Source organism: Enterobacter cloacae complex sp. 2022EL-00788 (assembly GCF_026627565.1).
Taxonomy (GTDB): domain Bacteria; phylum Pseudomonadota; class Gammaproteobacteria; order Enterobacterales; family Enterobacteriaceae; genus Enterobacter; species Enterobacter pasteurii.
Window position 1 is genome coordinate 39,900 of the sequence record NZ_JAPNMC010000013.1, and the last position, 16,733, is coordinate 56,632.

Consider the following 16,733-nt stretch of genomic DNA (forward strand, 5'->3'; position numbering starts at 1 on the left):
AATAGCAAATCCTTCCGCTATCAGTTGAACGGGATGAGGACTAATATTTATCTCATCAAGGCACGGTGCCTTACCTAAACAACTTAACGAAAGGGTTTAAATCATGAAAAGCATCAAAACTTTTGTCGCTGTAATCGCTCTGGCTGCTTCATTCGGTTCTTTCGCTGCACAGACCGTCACCGCTTCCGCCTCCACGCTGGATGGTGCAGAAGCGAAAATCGCCGCACAGGCTCAGGAAGCGGGCGCGTCATCCTACAAAATTACTCAGGCGTTCACCGGTAACCGCGTGCACATGACCGCTGAACTGAACAAATAAGCCGTATTGCCACTGTCCCTCGCTCTTCGGAGCGGGGACAGGTGTAAATTAAATATTGCTGGCAAAGGCTTTACCCCTCTTTATTTCCTCTTTATTGTCTCTTCTGTTTATCCTTCGTCGTTAAATAAACCTCTAAAATAATATTTCTGGCCAGGTTGGCGATAATATTATTTAAATCTATGCTTTTTCTCACCTGAAGCAATTTTCTTGCTTGTTATATTCGTTTTCCAAATGTTTGATCTTAATAATTAAGGAATTCCTCAGGCGTTAATCCTAAAGATGAAGCAGATAATTGATAGGGGTTATTGATGCTGGTATTTTCCTGCAATTAATATTGATTTTCTAACCCCCTGGTCAAATGTTGGCATTTGGCTTTATTTGTACTTCACCTTAATAAGGAAATTGAATGAACGCGCTTATCAAAAAAGGAGTGCTGGTTACAGCGTTAGCCATGTCGGTTAATACGGCCATGGCTGCACAAAGCATTGATATTAAGGTCACCGGTAAAATTCTTCCGTCATCCTGTACCCCAGCCTTCCCAAGCGGCGGCGGTATTGCTGACTTCGGTACCATGAAGGCGGCCTCCCTCAACTCAACCAGCATGACCCCGCTGACGGACATCAAAGAAATTCCCGTTACCATTACCTGTGAAGAGGCCACGCGTGTTGCGGTGAAGTTTACCGATGCGCGTGACGACTCTTCTCCTACAGAAAGTGTCAAAATTAATAGTAATTTTTCGGGTTCACCATTTTATATGTTTGGCCTGGGATTGTATAACGATAAAAAAATTGGTGCCTATGCATTAGCGTTATCCCGCACGCAAGGTGTTAACACCAACGATACTGGCGAATCGCTTTACCCAATGGCGAGCGTAGATGCTGGTAAAACCTGGGGCACTAAAGGTATCGACTATTTGCAGATTACCAGCAATAACTCTGAAATATATGGATTTAGTACGGAGAGATCGGGTACCGAGCTTTCTGCTCAAAGTAAGATCAACTTCAAAGTTGCTGTAAGCGCCACAATTAACCCAACCAACGATTTAAACGTTACGGATGAAGTGACGCTGGACGGTTTAACCAACGTCGAGCTGGTTTACCTCTGATTATCAGGCCTGCTGATAATTCACTGCTCCTCAGAACCGGGGAGCAGTTTCCATCAATATTAACGGACTAATATTATGATTCTCTCTAAAAAAACGTTGCTCTGCGTTTGCCTGTTTTCGTCGTTGCAGACGTTTGCCGCCGGTATGGTGCCAGAAACTTCTCTGCTGTTAATTAACGAAGACGAGCGGGGAGCGAGCATGGATGTGAAAAATAGCGACGATACCGCCCAACTTCTCTATACCCGCATTGTCGATTTACCGGACGATCCAAAACCCGGCGTGGTTGTCACTCAACCGGTGGTGCGCGTAAACGCCGGAAAAACGCAGCGCGTACGCTTTGTCTTAAAAGACAGCGCGGAAAAATTAAAAACTGAACACTTAAAGCGCGTCATCTTTTCCACTATTCCGCAACGAGAGCAGAATAAAGTGAAAATGGTTTTCAGCCAGAATCTGCCCGTCATTATTCGCCCGGCAGGTCTCGACGTGAATATGGAGCCCTGGAAAGATCTGCGCTGGCAGATTAAAAACGGCAGCCTGACGGTGATAAACGATACCCCTTATGTGGTGCGTATGGAGCAACACGCAAAATTACTACCGTCCGGAATTAAGGTGAAATTCGACAAAAGCTATATTCTTCCCGGCCAGACGATGATAGCGGCGTCGGATAACACATTATCAGGGCAGAATAACAAGGTGGAAATGTACCCTGCCACCCGCTTTGGCTATAAAGCCGGTTCTTACGTTGCTGAATTAAAATAATAACAGACGGAGTGGCCATGATAATTTCCACCTGTAAAACAGGCGTGCTGGCATTTTGCCTGAGCGCGGTGGCGTTCGGCATTCGTGCAGAAATTCATCCCACTACAGCGCCCGCTATGGAGCTGGCAAGAGCGTTTTTCGATACCGAAGCGTTAAAACAGAGTGGCCTCGATCCGGCAATTGCTGACTATTATGCCGTCTCCCCGCGATTTATACCGGGCTATCATAATGTCACCGTGGTAATTAACGGCAAAAAGCGCGGCATTATGCCCGTGAAGTTTAATGATGAAGGTCTTCCCTGTATTGATAGCGAATTTCTGGACGCCGCCGGGTTATATAAAAAACTCAAGCGTGAAGCGTGCCCCTTAATTCATCAGTACTGGAAAAACGCAACGGTGGTCACTTCTCCGGACGTCGACGAAATTTCGCTGGTTGTTCCGCCGGAGGCCATTAACCCGGAAAGCGGCCGTCAGGTGGCTGACGTGCGCGGCGGACGCGCGGCTATGCTGAACTACTCCATGTTTGGCACCCATTACGACTTCGATGATGATAAATCCGATCGCTTTCAGTCTTCGTTTGAGTTTGGCTTTAACGCCGGCGACTGGATTGTGCGCAGCTCGCAGTTTATCAGCGACGGCAGCGGCATGGACTTCGAGAGCGAATCGCTTTACACCTACGCACAACGCACCTTTACCGACTACGGCGTGATGGTTCAGGGGGGGCAAATTAACATCGCCAACAGCCGCTTCAGTATCCCCGGGATTTATGGCGTACAGATGATGCCGGATAACGCCCTTCAGCCGGGCTATAGCAGCGGCATTGAGGTGAGCGGTATCGCCCGCAACGCTCAGGCGCGCGTGGACATTCGCCAGGGCGGACAGCTGATTTACTCCACGCTGGTGCCGGCCGGGCCGTTCACCCTAAGCGATGTACCCATTGCCAACTTGAACACGGATTTAAGCGTCACGGTGGCGGAAACCGACGGCAGCGAAAGCCATTTCACGGTCGCCGCCAGCACCTTTCGTAGCAACCACGTGGGCCGCGCGCCGGGCTTTTCCCTGGCCGTCGGGCGTGCGGAGGACATGGAGACGAGCTTTGCGCAGCCGTGGATTGTCGCCGCGTCAAACGGCTGGTCCATCAACAGCCGGATGAACTTTCTCGCCGGCATGGTGATGGCGGATAACCACTATTACGGCTTCTCCGCCAACGTTGACACCGTGCCGATGCAGCATATGTACGCCTCGCTGGGCTTTCTCGGCTCCGTTGATAACCTCTCGCAGACCGACGGTAACAAAACCACGCTGGATCTCGGCTACGCATTGCCGTGGGGGCTCGGCCTGTCGCTTGGCGGGAGCTACGGTACGCCGAAGTACCGGGAAATGCAGGAGCTTTACAGCGACGACGACGATTACTCGACCACGAAATACGACACCAACGTTGGCGTAAGCTGGGCTAACACGACGCTGGGCCGTTTCTCGCTGAGCTATTACAACAACCAGACCTGGAACAGCGAATACGACAGCCGCCGCATCATTTCGTCATGGTCCCGGTCGTTCCGCTATTTCAACGTCAGCGTAAACTGGGAGTCAGACATCAGCCACGGTGATAAGTACGCCAGCGACAGCGATATGTTTTACGTGAACGTCTCTGTGCCTCTGGGCCGCACCGGCGTATCCACCAACAGCTGGTATCGTGAAAACGAGGGCAAAGCCTCTTACGGGACCCGCGCCATGGGGTCACTTAACGATGAAAATACCTACACGGTGGGCGTCTCTCAGGATCGCGACGACAGCGTAACCAGCTGGGATGGTTCGCTGAACAGTAACCTCCACTACACCACGCTCGCGGTGGGGATAGGCGGTGACAATGAAAGCAACCGTAACTCCTCGATCGCGCTGAGCGGCGGCATTGTCGCACACGGTAATGGCGTCACCTTCTCTCCCTATCCGGTGACGGATACCTATGCGGTTGTGGCGCTGGACAAGCCCGTTGCCGGAGTGGCGATCGGCACCCCGCGCGGCAACGTCTGGACGGACAAATGGGGCAGAGCGGTTGTCCCCGCCCTGACGCCGTTTAGCGAAAGTGCGGTTGAGATAGATACCCAAAGCCTGCCGGGCAACCTGGACGTCAGCAACGGCCACGCGTCGCTGAAGGCCTCCCACGGGGCATTTGCTCACTGGAAGTTTACCACCCTGAGCCAGCGCCGCGTGCTGCTGAACATTACGCGCGCGGACGGCACGCCGTTACCGAAAGGCGTCTCCGTTGTGAACGGCAAAGGGGAGTACGTCACCTCTGCACCGGAGGACGGCATCATCTTCCTGAATGATATTTCCGCCAGCCAGACGCTGTACGCGAAGCTGGATACTGGCCGCTGCACGCTGAGCTTCACCTTGCCGGAAGCGGACCCCACTCAATTCTACGAGGAGATAAACGGAAAATGTCTCTGATTATTCGTCGCACGTGTTTACTGCTGCTGGCCTGCGTCGCCCTCAGCCACGCTTCCTCCGTCCTGGCCGAAGAGGAGTGTCAGGTCGTTTCTTCAGTGAAGAGTATCAATAATGGTCTGCTGCGTCGGGAGACGATGCGCGAGGTCAGCACGGATATTGGCGGAAAAACGTACCGGGGTTACGCCTCGTCAGAGCGTGAGATCCAGGTGTCGGCGATCTGCCCGGACGCGCGCAGGATCCGACTTCAGGTGGACGGCCCGGCCCGTGGAAACAAGGCGTATCGCTTCAGCGACAGCGGCGTGCTGAAAATCACGGCGAAAGAGGCCCGCATGGATAATGGTGCCGTGCAGCTGGCAGCCGTGCCGCGCGGATCGGCGCAGATAACCGCTGGCGCGGCGGAGGTCGTGCTGCCGCCGGATATGTCTCTCGTGGCGGTGAGCGGCAGCGAGGTGGCGGGCAAACAGCTGGTCGTTACGCTCTCCGTGGTCACTTATCTTAACGATAACGCGTTTAAGACGGGCAATACGGCGGAGCTCGAAGAAATGCTGACGGTGAATTACGTTACCCTCGCGGCGCAGTAAACGCCGCCTTGCCCGACGGACGCGCGCTGTCGGGCTTACTCAACTCCTGCCAGGCGCAGCAGCGCCGTCACTACCGCCGCCGCCACGATCACCACGATTAAGGGCATTTTGCGCCAGGCCAGAAACACCGCGAATCCCACGCCCAGCACGCGCGCCATCCCGGCAAAATGTTCCCCTTCATAAAACGTTGTCGCCAGCGCGACGGAGAACAGCAGCACCGTTGCCGCATCTGAAAGCAGCGCCTGCGAGCGTTCAGAAAGCGCCAGCCGGCTGCCGAGTTTGGCTCCGCCAAGGCGCATCAGATAGGTTCCCGCAGATAAAATGGCAATGCCGAGGATAAAGACCGTCATGTTGTCCATTATTTTTTCCTCGCGGCGAGACCCAGTAAAGAGAGCAGAACCGGCAGGCCCACCGGCGCAAACGGCACGGCGGCCAGCGACAGCGCCGCGCCGCTGCAGGCGCGGATAAGCGTGGTGCGGTTTTTAAATGCCGGTACCACTAATGCCAGCAGGATCGCCGGAAACACCGCGTCCAGCCCGATGGTTTCCGGGGCCGGCAGCAGCGTGCCGACCAGCGCCCCCAGCACCGCCCCGAGCGGCCAGACGATCGCCACACCCAGGCCGCACAGCCAGTAGGCCGCCTTTCGCTGCTCGGCGGTTTTTTGCGACAGGCCGAACACCACGCTTTCATCGTTCATGATATGGCAGCCCAAAAGGCTCAGGCCGCGCTTGCCCACCAGGTCGCGCACCGTTACGCCGAACGGCACGTGGCGGGCGTTCACCAGTAAACCCGCAGCGGCAGCCGCCAGCGGGTTGCCGCCGCTCGCCACGATGCCGATAAACATAAATTCAGACGCGCCTGCCAGCACGGTAAGGGAGAGGACAAACGGCACCCAGAGCGGGAAGCCGTAGGCCATCGCCAGCGAGCCGTAGGACATGCCGACCACGCCCACCGCGAGGCAGACCAGGACAATCGCTTTTATCGTGTCGCCTTTCAGGCAAGAGAGGTGATGTTTCATACCATTTTAGCCATATCGAACGTATTTCCATTATAATGAACGCATCAAAAACGTTTTACAAGACGAACGATTCGTTCGTTATAGAGAGACAGAGGCCGTTTCTATGACGCAGCCAATCAGCGTAATCGCCAAAAGCCTGGTGCGGGAACGCCTGCGAACCGGGCTTTCGCTGGCGGAGATTGCCCGCCGTGCCGGGATCGCCAAATCCACGCTTTCTCAGCTGGAGTCCGGCAACGGCAATCCTAGCCTGGAAACGCTCTGGTCGTTGTGCGTGGCGCTGGATATTCCCTTCGCCCGGCTTCTGGAGCCGCAGCAGCCTGCCACGCAGGTGATCCGCCGCGGCGAAGGAACAAAAGTGGTCGCCGGGCAGGCGAACTACGAGGCTATTTTGCTGGCGGCGTGTCCGCCGGGCGCGCGTCGTGATATTTATCTGCTGCTGACTCAGCCGGGAGCCGACCGTATTTCCCAGCCGCATCCGCCCGGCTCGGTCGAACATATTATCGTGACGCAGGGGCGGGCGATGGTTGGCCTGGTCGACGCGGCGGAAGAGCTTGGTCCGGGAGATTACATTTGCTACCCCGCCGACCAGCCGCATATCTTTAAGGCGCTGGAGCCAGACACGCACGCGCTTCTGGTGGCTGAACAAAATTAACGAAGATACGGAAAATCATGTCGCTTAAAGCCATTGCTAAAGAACTGGGGCTGTCCGTCACCACCGTCAGCCGCGCCCTCAACGGGTATGATGACGTCTCCGCTGAGACGCGCGCCCGCGTGGAGGCGGAGGCCCAGCGCCGTGGCTACCGGCCTAATACCTTTGCCCGTCGCCTGAAGATGGGCAAAATTGACGCCGTCGGGCTTATTTTCCCGGTCCATCCCGTTCCGCTCAATAACAGCGTATTTATGGACATGGTCGGCGAAATTAGCCACGAACTGGCGCGACATGAGATCGACCTGCTGCTCATCGCCGATGACGATCTGGCGGACAAGCACAGCTATATGCGCATGGTGCAAAGCCGCCGCGTGGACGCGCTGATTGTGGCGCACACGCTGGATCACGATCCGCGCCTGGAGCAGCTTCAGGCCGCCGGGTTTCCGTTCCTGGCGCTCGGGCGCAGCCAGCTGCCGCAGCCGTACGCGTGGTTCGATTTTGACAACTATGCCGGCACCTATCAGGCCACCCGCTGGCTGATTGAGAAGGGCCATCAGCGCATTGCCCTGCTGGGCGAAAGCAACAATCAGGCATTTATTACCCAGCGTCGTCAGGGCTATCTCGACGCGCTGCGTGAAGCGGGGCTTTCCAGCGAATGGCTGCGCGCCATGCCGCCTTCGCGCCGCGTGGGGTATGCCACCACGAAAGAACTTCTCTCTCTGCCGCAGCCGCCCACGGCCATCATCACCGACTGCAATACCCACGGCGACGGCGCGGCAATGGCGCTGGCGCAGATGGGTCGCCTGTCTGGTGAAAACGCCGTCTCGCTGGTGGTCTACGACGGCTTACCGCAGGACAGCATTGTGGATGTCGACGTTGCGGCGGTGATCCAGTCAACCCGTCAGGGCGTTGGAAAACAGATTGCCGGTATGGTGCGCCAGCTGATTAACGGCGACGACATCAGCACGCTTCAGGTGCTCTGGCAGCCTGAATTCTCCCCGGGCCAGACGGCCTAAACTACGCAAAATTCCAAACCCGATCACAGATCCGAAACGTTTTGGTTTGTATCCGAAACGTTTCGGATCAACACTCAGGACATCCCGATGACAGGAGATGTCTGATGCAAGATTCCGTATTTCGACTCGTAAGCAACGCGGTGGACGTGGTAATAAAAACGCGCCCGCTCGCCGAAATTCTCTACTGGGGGCCGCACCTTCAGCACTTTTCGCCGCAGGATGCCGCTACGCTCGCGCGCCCGGTGGCTAACGGCAGGCTTGATGTGGATTCACCGGTTACGCTGATGGCCGAGCTGGGGCACGGCCTGTTTGGTTCCCCCGGCATTGAGGGGCACCGGCAGGGGCTGGACGGTTCCCCGGTTTTCAGCACCACGAACGTGCAGCAGCAGGGGCAAACCCTGACGATAACGGCAGAAGATGAACACGCGGGCCTGCGCCTGACCAGCGAGCTGGCGCTGGACGCCAGCGGCGTGCTGGTGGTGCGCCACGGCGTAACCAACCTGAAACCGCAGGCGTGGCAGGTGGATCGTTTCGCCGTTACGCTGCCGGTGGCCGAGCGCGCGCGGGAGGTAATGGCCTTCCACGGACGCTGGATCAGAGAATTTCAGCCGCACCGCGTCATGCTTGAGCACGACAGCTTTGTCATCGAAAACCGTCGGGGTAAAACCTCCCACGAACACTTCCCGGCGCTGATTTCGGGCACGCCGTCGTTCAGCGAAATGCACGGCGACGTCTGGGGCGTTCACCTGGGCTGGAGCGGTAACCACCGCCTGCGCGCGGAGGCAAAAACCGATGGCCGCCGTTATATGCAGGCCGAAGCGCTCTACCTGCCGGGTGAAATGGCGATTGACGAGGGCGAAACGCTCTGGACGCCGCGCCTGTATGCCAGCTACTCCGCGCACGGGCTGAACGGCATGAGCCAGCAGTTCCACCGCTACCTGCGCGACAACATCATCCGCTTCCCGGAAAACAAACCGCGTCCGGTACACCTCAACACCTGGGAGGGGATCTACTTCAGCCACGATCCGGAATACATCATGCGCATGGCCGACGAGGCCGCGGCGCTGGGCGTGGAGCGCTTTATCATTGACGACGGCTGGTTCAAAGGCCGCAACGACGACCATGCCGCGCTGGGCGACTGGTATCTGGACGAGAAAAAATACCCGAACGGCCTGACGCCGGTGATTAACCACGTTAAACGGCTCGGCATGGAGTTTGGCATCTGGGTTGAGCCGGAGATGATTAACCCGGATTCTGATTTATACCGCGCGCATCCTGACTGGGTTCTGGCGCTGCCGGGATACGCGCAGGCGACCGGACGACACCAGCTGGTGCTTAACCTGAACATTCCGGAAGCCTTTGATTACCTGGTGGAGCGCATGAGCTGGCTGCTGGGCGAACATGCGGTCGACTACGTGAAGTGGGACATGAACCGCGAGCTGGTGCAGCCAGGGCACAACGGCAAAGCCGCCGCAGACGCCCAGACGCGCCAGTTTTATCGCCTGCTGGACGTGCTGGGCGAGCGCTTCCCGCACGTTGAATTTGAATCCTGCTCGTCCGGCGGCGGACGTATTGATTACGAGGTGCTGGCCCGCAGCCACCGCTTCTGGGCATCCGACAATAACGACGCGCTGGAGCGCAGCACCATTCAGCGCGGCATGAGCTACTTTTTCCCGCCGGAGGTGATGGGCGCGCATATCGGTCATCATAAATGTCATGCCACCTTCCGCCAGCACAGCATTGCCTTTCGCGGGCTGACGGCGCTGTTTGGCCATATGGGGCTGGAGCTGGATCCGCTCACCGTGGACGCGCAGGAGCGCGAAGGCTATCGCCATTACGCCGCGCTGCACAAGCAGTGGCGCGAGGTGATCCACCGCGGCACCCAGTGGCGGGTGGATATGCCGGACGCCACCACGCTGGCGCAGGGTATAGTGAGCGACGACAGGAAGCACGGGCTGTTTATGGTCAGCCAGCTCGCGATGCCGGATTACACCCTGATGATGCCGCTGCGCATGCCGGGGCTGGACGCCAGCGCGCAGTACCGCATCACATTGCTGGATCACCCGAATATTCAGATTACGGGAGAGGGCGGGCACACCATGCGCAAGCTCCCGGCATGGATGAACGCGCCGCAAACGGCAAGCGGTGAGTGGCTGATGCAGGCGGGTATTGCGCTGCCGATTCTGGATCCGGAGACCGCCATTCTGATTGGCGTGGAACGCGTGTAAGGGTGACGGGCCGGGGAGCCGGCCCTCCGTTGAGGATAAAAATAATGAACACAACAACCTGTACCCACAAAGACAACCCTAACTTCTGGATTTTTGGGCTGTTCTTCTTTCTCTACTTCTTCATCATGGCCACCTGCTTTCCGTTTCTGCCTATCTGGCTGTCGGACATCATCGGCCTGAATAAAACCCATACCGGCATCGTTTTCTCCTGCATTTCGCTCTCGGCTATCGCCTTCCAGCCGGTGCTGGGGGTGATTTCGGACAAGCTGGGGCTGAAAAAACACCTGCTGTGGATTATCTCGGTGCTGCTGTTTCTCTTCGCGCCATTCTTTCTGTACGTCTTTGCGCCATTGCTGAAAACCAATATCTGGCTGGGCGCGCTGAGCGGCGGGCTGTATATCGGCTTTGTCTTTTCGGCGGGGTCGGGAGCGATTGAGGCCTACATCGAGCGCGTGAGCCGCAACAGCTTTTTTGAATACGGCAAGGCGCGCATGTTCGGCTGCCTCGGTTGGGGGCTGTGCGCCTCAACCGGCGGTATTCTGTTCGGCATCGATCCGTCGTACGTTTTCTGGATGGGATCGGGGGCGGCGCTGCTGCTGATGCTGCTGCTGGTGGTCGCGAAGCCGAAGCCCAACCAGACGGCGCAGGTGATGAACGCCCTGGGCGCGAACCAGCCGCAGATCACCGCCAGAACCGTGTTCAGCCTGTTCCGCCAGCGCAGAATGTGGATGTTTATTCTGTACGTGATCGGCGTGGCCTGCGTGTATGACGTTTTCGACCAGCAGTTTGCCACCTTCTTCAAAACCTTCTTCGCCACGCCGCAGGAGGGCACCCGCGCCTTTGGTTTTGCGACGACGGCGGGAGAAATTTGCAACGCCATCATCATGTTCTGCTCGCCGTGGATCATTAACCGCATCGGCGCGAAAAACACGCTGCTGATCGCCGGGGTGATTATGGCGACGCGTATCATCGGCTCGTCTTTCGCCACCACCGCCGTGGAGGTGATTGCCCTGAAGATGCTGCACGCGCTGGAGGTCCCGTTCCTGCTGGTGGGGGCGTTCAAGTATATTACCGGCGTGTTTGATACGCGTCTGTCGGCCACCATCTACCTGATTGGCTTCCAGTTTGCCAAGCAGTCGGCAGCGATCTTCCTCTCCGCCTTTGCCGGGAATATGTATGACCGGATCGGCTTTCAGGAGACGTATCTGATGCTGGGCTGCTTCGTGCTGGCGGTTACGGTGGTGTCGGCGTTTACGCTGAGCAGCAGGCAGGAGATTGCCGCTGCCGCGGGCGCGGCAGCGTTAACCGGTCAGTCCAGGTAAAACACCTCTTTCAGCCCGGCACTCACCGGGCTGTTGTCGGGGTTCGACGGCATCACATCGCGCATGTGTTTCCACCAGCGCTGGCAGACGTCGGTATTCGCTACCGCGTTCCAGCGCTCCTCCGATTCAATCTCCACGGTGGCAAACAGCAGGCTGCGTTCACCGTCGAGATAAATGGCGTAGCGGTGCGCGCCGTGGTCTTTCAGCACCGATTCCAGCTCGGGCCAGATCGGATTGTGGCGGCGCGCGTACTCCTCGTGCGCGTCCGGGTTAACCTGCATGACAAAGGCTTTGCGGATCATAATGCCTCCAGGTAGAGCTCGCGAACCTCGTCGCGGCTGGCGGTGCGCGGATTGCACGGCGCGCACGGGTCAGCGAGGGCTTTATCCAGCCAGCCTTCGATATCGGCTTTGCTGACGCCAAGCTGGCTGAAGCCGGACGGAATGCCGACGCGGGCGCTCAGGTCGCGAATCGCCTGAATCGCTGACGTGCTGGCCGCCTCGTCGCTCATACCCTGCGTGTCGACACCCATCGCCTGCGCCACGCGGGCGAAGCGGGCTACGGCGTTCGGGCGGTTAAAGTTTTCGACGATCGGCAGCAGGATGGCGTTACACACGCCGTGCGGCAGGTTGTGCGTCGCGCCCGGCTGGTGCGCGAGGGCGTGCACGAGGCCAAGGCCAGCGCTGTTAAACGCCATGCCCGCCAGGTATTGCCCAAACGCCATCTGCTCGCGCGCTTCCAGGTTATGGCCATTGTTGACCGCTTCCGGCAGCCAGCGGTTAATCAGGCGAATTGCTTCCAGCGCGTTGGCGTCGGTCAGCGGGTGTGCGCCAACGGAGACGTAGGCCTCAACGGCGTGGGTTAACGCGTCCATACCGGTGGCGGCGGTCACGGAGGCGGGAATATCAAGCATCACGCTGGCGTCATCCACGGCGATGTCCGGGATGATGTTCGGGTCGATGATCACCTCCTTCACCTGGCGCGCGGAGTCAATAATCACCGCGTTGCTGGTCATCTCCGCCGCCGTGCCCGCGGTGGTGTTGATCGCCACCAGCGGCACGCCCGGGTTTTTCACCTTGCCGACGCCGGAGTAGTCGGTGGACGGGCCGGGGTTAGCGGTGAGGATCTTAATGGCTTTGGCGGTATCAATCGGGCTGCCGCCGCCGAAGGCAATGACATAATCACACTCCGCGTCCCGGTACGCTGCGAATCCTTTCTGCACCAGCGCTTCCGTCGGGTTCGGGAACACCTCGTCGAACAGGTGATACGGCATCTGATGGGCGTCCAGCGCGGTAAACAGGCTGTCGAGCAGGCCCAGCTTCACCAGCTGGCCGTCGGTGACAATCAGCGCTTTTCCCCACCGCTTGTTTGCCACCAGCCTGACCATGTCGCCGATTGCGCCCGCGCCGTGCAGGCTGATTTTTGGAAGTGCCAACATAAAGCTCATGATAATTCTCCTTAACTATCGCCAGTACCGTCCGGCCAGCGAGGGGTTACGCGTATAATTCCAGCGCTGACCGTAGCGGGCTCACGCCGAAGCGCTTGCCGAGCGCGATAAGCTCTTCGCGGGTAATGGTTTGCTTCATACCGCCCATGGAATAGACCTTCACCAGCACCTCCGCCGATTTTTCAGCGGTGTCGATCAGGCCAAAGGTTTCATCCAGCGTCGGGCCGCTGCCGAAGACGCCGTGGAACGGCCACAGCACCAGTGAATGTTTTTGCATATCTCTGGCGGTCGCCTGGCCGATCTCGTCGGTACCCGGCACCATCCACGGCAGAATGCCGACGCCGTCCGGGAAGACCACCAGGCACTCGGTGCTGCCTTCCCACAGCTTGCGGGTGATGAAGTCCGAGCTGTTTTCCAGCACGTAGGTCAGGGCGATCAGGTTGGTGGCGTGGCAGTGCATGATCGCGCGGTCCTTGCCGCTGGTCGCCTTAATGCGCTCGCAGTGGGAGAGGAAGTGTGCCGGCAGCTCGGACGTTGGCACCGCGTCGTCCGTCAGCCCCCACAGAATGTGGTAGCCCGCGCCGTCGCTGTCCACCTTCACCACGCCGAGGTTGGCCTGCGGGTCGAGCTGGACGTTGCGGAAGAACTTGCCGGAACCGGTGACGATAAACGGCGTATTTGCGAGCAGCGGCATGGGCTGGCTCAGGGCGATATAGCGCGGCTTCTGATGAAAATCGGCGGCGAACGGCTCGATATCCGCGTCGTCCAGGCGCAGCGTGAGGTTGCCGCCGTTACGCTCGTCCCAGCCCTTCAGCCAGGCGTCGGAGGTGGCTTTGATCATGCCCTGGACGAACCAGGAGGTAGTGATGGTCTGCATAGTTTTCTTTTCCAGTTATCGCGGTGAGGTGAAATCCCTCACCCTAACCCTCTCCCCAAAGGGGAGAGGGGATGGTTTGCTCCCTCTCCCCTTTGGGGAGAGGGCAGGGGTGAGGGGGCAGTTACCCGCGCTGACTCAATACGTCTTTTTCATACGCCCGCACGTTTTCCAGCCACTGGCTGCCTGCCGGGGCGTCGTGACGCTGGCAGTACATCTCCCACACCGCCTGCCACGGCAGGGATTTTTGCTCTTCCAGCAGCGCCAGGCGCGCGGTGTAGTCGCCGTTTGCTTCCAGCTGTTTCAGCGCGGCGACTGGCTCCAGCAGGGCGCGCAGCAGCGCTTTCTTCATGTTGCGGGTGCCGATCACCCACGCCGCGATGCGGTTGATGGAGGCGTCGAAGAAGTCGAGGCCAATGTGCACGCGGTCAAACAGGTCATGGCGGATGATTTCGCTGGCAATCGCCTGGGTTTCGTCATCCAGCAGCACCACGTGGTCGCTGTCCCAGCGCACCGGGCGGCTGACGTGCAGCAGCAGGCGCGGCACGAAGAGCATGGCGGCGGAGATTTTGTCGGAGATCACTTCTGTTGGGTGGAAGTGGCCGGCATCCAGGCACAGGGCGGTCTGGCGGCTGGTGGCGTAACCCATGTAGAACTCGTTCGAGCCGACGGTGTAGCTCTCTGCGCCAATGCCGAACAGCTTGCTCTCCACCGCGTCGATGTGGTGCGCCGGGTTCAGCTTTTCGCTGATGGCTTCATCCAGCGCGGCCAGCAGGCGCTGACGCGGGGCCAGACGGTCGACGGTGATGTCCTTCATGCCGTCCGGGATCCAGATGTTCATCACCGACGGCGTGCCGAGCTGCTCGCCAAAATACGCCGAGACGCGGCGGCTGGCCTTGACGTGGTCGATCCAGAACTGACGGATGTCGTCGTTGGCGTGGGCGAGGGTAAAGCCGTCCGCGCTCAGCGGGTGCGAGAAGCAGGAGGGGTTAAAGTCCAGGCCCAGCTTATGAGCTTTCGCCCACTCCACCCAGTTTTTAAAGTGTTCTGGTTTGATCTCGTTACGCGCCACCGGCTCGTCGGACTCCAGATAAATCGCGTGCAGGTTCAGGCGTTTTGGCCCCGGGATCAGGCTCAGCGCCAGCTCCAGATCCGCACGCAGCTCGCTCGCGCTGCGCGCTTTGCCCGGGTAGTTACCCGTCGCCTGAATGCCACCCGTCAGAGAACCGCCCGGGTTCTCGAAGCCGGCCACGTCATCGCCCTGCCAGCAGTGCATGGAGACCGGCAGACGGTCGAGCTGGCGCAGCGCCGCTTCGACATCCACGCCGACGGCGGCGAAACGCTGTTTAGCCAAGTCCCAGGCTTGTTCAAGTTGAGTGGTCATGCGCAAAGCTCCTTAGTCAGTCGTTTTTGCTGAAACTGCGCCCGGTAGCGGGCAATTTCATGGCAGGGATTGGGGATGAAGGTGGTCAGACGGGTGTTCGCGGCGACTACCGAACGGAAATCGTCGACGTCTGAAAGTTCGTCCAGGGTCATCAGCTGAATGCCGATATTGCCGAGCGTCGAGGCCTCCACCGGACCCGCCACCACGGTGATGCCGCAGGCGTCAGCGCAGAGCTGGTTCAGCAGCTGGTTCTGACAGCCGCCGCCCACGATATGCAGCTGGCTAAACGGTTTACCGCGAAGGCTCGCCAGCTCGCTCAGGATGTCGGCATAGAGCAGGGCCAGGCTGTCAAAAATACAGCGCGCCAGCTCGGCAGGGCGCGAAGGCACCGGCTGCCCGGCTTCAAAACAGGCGGCCTGGATTTCGGCGCTCATATGCACCGGGTTGATAAAGCGGTCGTCGTTCGGGTTGATCAGGAACGTGCAGGCCTTCAGCTTTTCGGTTTCTGCGATAAGCGCAGGCAGGTCGGCAATGTGCTGCTCTTTCAGCACCCGCTGGAGCAGCCACAGGCCCATGATGTTCTTCAGCACGCGGTAGCGCCCTTCGGCACCGCCTTCGTTAGTGATGTTCGCCGCCAGAGCGGCGTCGCTGGTGTACGGCGTTTTGCTCTCAAAGCCCATCAGCGACCAGGTGCCGGAAGAGAGGTAGGCCGCGTCTTTATCGGCCAGCGGCGATGCGATCACCGCGCTGGCGGTATCGTGGCTGGCGACGGCGACAACCGGGATGGCGTTCCCCTGCGGGCAAATCCACTGCCCGATCACGTTACCCGGATGGGTCGGCGTGCCGAACCAGGAAGGCGAAGCGCCGGTCCAGGCAAGCAGGGTTTCATCCCAGCTATCGGTGTTGATGTTGACCAGCTGCGTGGTGGTGGCGTTGGTGTATTCCCAGTTCATGTTGCCGGTCAGCCGGTAGCTTAAGTAGTCCGGGATCAGCAGCGCGTGCGCCACCTTTGCGGCCAGCTCCGGCTGCTGCTCAACCAGCGCACGCAGCTGATACAGCGTGTTAAACGGCAGAAACTGAATGCCGCTGCGGCCGTAGATGCTGTCCTTGCCAAGCTGCGCGATGGCGTGCGCCATCAGCCCGTCGGTGCGGCCGTCGCGATACGAGACGGGCAGGCCGACGCGTTCGCCGTGGCCGTCGAGCAGAACGTAGTCCACGCCCCAGGTATCAATCCCGATGCTGTCGATGCGAATGCCGTCGTTGCAGACGTTGTTCAGCCCGATGCGGATCTCCGCTTCCAGGGCATCAATATCCCAGGTATCAAAGCCGTCCCGTTTTTGCAGGCAGTTGGCGAAGCGGTGCATTTCGCGAAGCGTAAGAGCGCGCTGGCCGCAGTCCCAGGTGGCGAGCATTACGCGGCCGCTGGATGCGCCTAAATCGACAGCCACACAATGGCGAAAAGTCATGGTCAGGTCCCTTCTTAAGTCATTAGCGCTGAGTGTAAAAAAGGGAAGAAAAGGCCACCTTCTCGTCACTGACAGCCCAAAACTCGCGCTGGCAAGAAAGCAAAGATGAACGTGAGGGAGT

General features: G+C 58.7%; 16 protein-coding genes. 9 read left to right on the plus strand and 7 right to left on the minus strand.

Annotated features, from left to right (window positions below):
• Window positions 1–103 precede the first annotated feature (103 nt).
• The 5 genes from OWK27_RS18775 (at window position 104) to OWK27_RS18795 (ending at window position 5,208) form a co-directional block, all read left to right on the plus strand.
• Complete coding sequence (locus tag OWK27_RS18775) at window positions 104–316, plus strand: DUF1471 domain-containing protein (RefSeq protein WP_015569916.1); 213 nt, start codon at window positions 104–106, stop codon at window positions 314–316.
• 406 nt (window positions 317–722) lie between these two features.
• Window positions 723–1,421: a DUF1120 domain-containing protein gene (locus OWK27_RS18780; RefSeq protein ID WP_267590964.1), complete on the plus strand. Its 699-nt coding sequence runs from the start codon at window positions 723–725 to the stop codon at window positions 1,419–1,421.
• 75 nt (window positions 1,422–1,496) lie between these two features.
• The gene (locus tag OWK27_RS18785; protein ID WP_267590965.1) at window positions 1,497–2,180 is read left to right on the plus strand and encodes a fimbria/pilus chaperone family protein; all 684 of its coding nucleotides are present in this window, start codon (window positions 1,497–1,499) and stop codon (window positions 2,178–2,180) included.
• A 17-nt stretch (window positions 2,181–2,197) separates the two neighbouring features.
• On the plus strand, window positions 2,198–4,627 hold the full coding sequence (locus OWK27_RS18790; protein ID WP_267590966.1) for a fimbrial biogenesis outer membrane usher protein: 2,430 nt from the start codon (window positions 2,198–2,200) through the stop codon (window positions 4,625–4,627).
• Window positions 4,618–5,208 carry a hypothetical protein gene (locus OWK27_RS18795; protein ID WP_267590967.1) on the plus strand — a complete coding sequence of 197 codons (591 nt, stop codon included), beginning with the start codon at window positions 4,618–4,620 and terminating at the stop codon, window positions 5,206–5,208. Before OWK27_RS18790 ends, OWK27_RS18795 begins: the two co-directional genes overlap by 10 nt.
• A gap of 35 nt (window positions 5,209–5,243) precedes the next feature.
• Here the strand turns inward: OWK27_RS18795 and OWK27_RS18800 are convergent, their stop codons facing one another.
• A complete protein-coding gene (locus OWK27_RS18800; RefSeq protein WP_148422521.1) occupies window positions 5,244–5,567 on the minus strand; it encodes an AzlD domain-containing protein in 324 nt (107 codons plus the stop codon).
• A complete protein-coding gene (locus tag OWK27_RS18805; protein WP_252005209.1) occupies window positions 5,567–6,226 on the minus strand; it encodes an AzlC family ABC transporter permease in 660 nt (219 codons plus the stop codon). Before OWK27_RS18805 ends, OWK27_RS18800 begins: the two co-directional genes overlap by 1 nt.
• 103 nt (window positions 6,227–6,329) lie before the next feature.
• Here OWK27_RS18805 and OWK27_RS18810 point away from each other — a divergent pair, with 103 nt between their 5' ends.
• The 4 genes from OWK27_RS18810 to OWK27_RS18825 all read left to right on the plus strand — a co-directional run bounded on the left by OWK27_RS18810 (window position 6,330) and on the right by OWK27_RS18825 (window position 11,441).
• Window positions 6,330–6,878: a helix-turn-helix domain-containing protein gene (locus OWK27_RS18810; RefSeq protein WP_148422519.1), complete on the plus strand. Its 549-nt coding sequence runs from the start codon at window positions 6,330–6,332 to the stop codon at window positions 6,876–6,878.
• Between the two features lie 17 nt (window positions 6,879–6,895).
• A complete protein-coding gene (locus tag OWK27_RS18815; protein ID WP_252005208.1) occupies window positions 6,896–7,891 on the plus strand; it encodes a LacI family DNA-binding transcriptional regulator in 996 nt (331 codons plus the stop codon).
• A 104-nt stretch (window positions 7,892–7,995) separates the two neighbouring features.
• Complete coding sequence (locus OWK27_RS18820) at window positions 7,996–10,119, plus strand: alpha-galactosidase (protein WP_267590968.1); 2,124 nt, start codon at window positions 7,996–7,998, stop codon at window positions 10,117–10,119.
• A gap of 44 nt (window positions 10,120–10,163) precedes the next feature.
• Window positions 10,164–11,441, plus strand: coding sequence for an MFS transporter (locus OWK27_RS18825; RefSeq protein ID WP_176609175.1), 1,278 nt, complete (start codon window positions 10,164–10,166; stop codon window positions 11,439–11,441).
• Here OWK27_RS18825 and rhaM read toward each other — a convergent pair.
• From rhaM to rhaB, 5 genes are all read right to left on the minus strand, one after another.
• Window positions 11,429–11,743: an L-rhamnose mutarotase gene (gene rhaM / locus OWK27_RS18830; RefSeq protein ID WP_176609176.1), complete on the minus strand. Its 315-nt coding sequence runs from the start codon at window positions 11,741–11,743 to the stop codon at window positions 11,429–11,431. The two genes, OWK27_RS18825 and rhaM, sit on opposite strands and share 13 nt — an antisense overlap.
• Window positions 11,740–12,888 (minus strand): lactaldehyde reductase, encoded by a 1,149-nt coding sequence (gene fucO, locus OWK27_RS18835; RefSeq protein ID WP_267590969.1) that lies wholly within the window; start codon window positions 12,886–12,888, stop codon window positions 11,740–11,742. The genes rhaM and fucO overlap by 4 nt, the downstream gene beginning before the upstream one ends.
• Before the next feature lie 46 nt (window positions 12,889–12,934).
• On the minus strand, window positions 12,935–13,765 hold the full coding sequence (rhaD, locus tag OWK27_RS18840) for a rhamnulose-1-phosphate aldolase (protein ID WP_148422513.1): 831 nt from the start codon (window positions 13,763–13,765) through the stop codon (window positions 12,935–12,937).
• Between the two features lie 121 nt (window positions 13,766–13,886).
• Window positions 13,887–15,146 (minus strand): L-rhamnose isomerase, encoded by a 1,260-nt coding sequence (gene rhaA, locus OWK27_RS18845; RefSeq protein WP_176609179.1) that lies wholly within the window; start codon window positions 15,144–15,146, stop codon window positions 13,887–13,889.
• On the minus strand, window positions 15,143–16,612 hold the full coding sequence (gene rhaB, locus OWK27_RS18850) for a rhamnulokinase (RefSeq protein ID WP_252005204.1): 1,470 nt from the start codon (window positions 16,610–16,612) through the stop codon (window positions 15,143–15,145). Before rhaB ends, rhaA begins: the two co-directional genes overlap by 4 nt.
• Window positions 16,613–16,733: the final 121 nt, after the last annotated feature.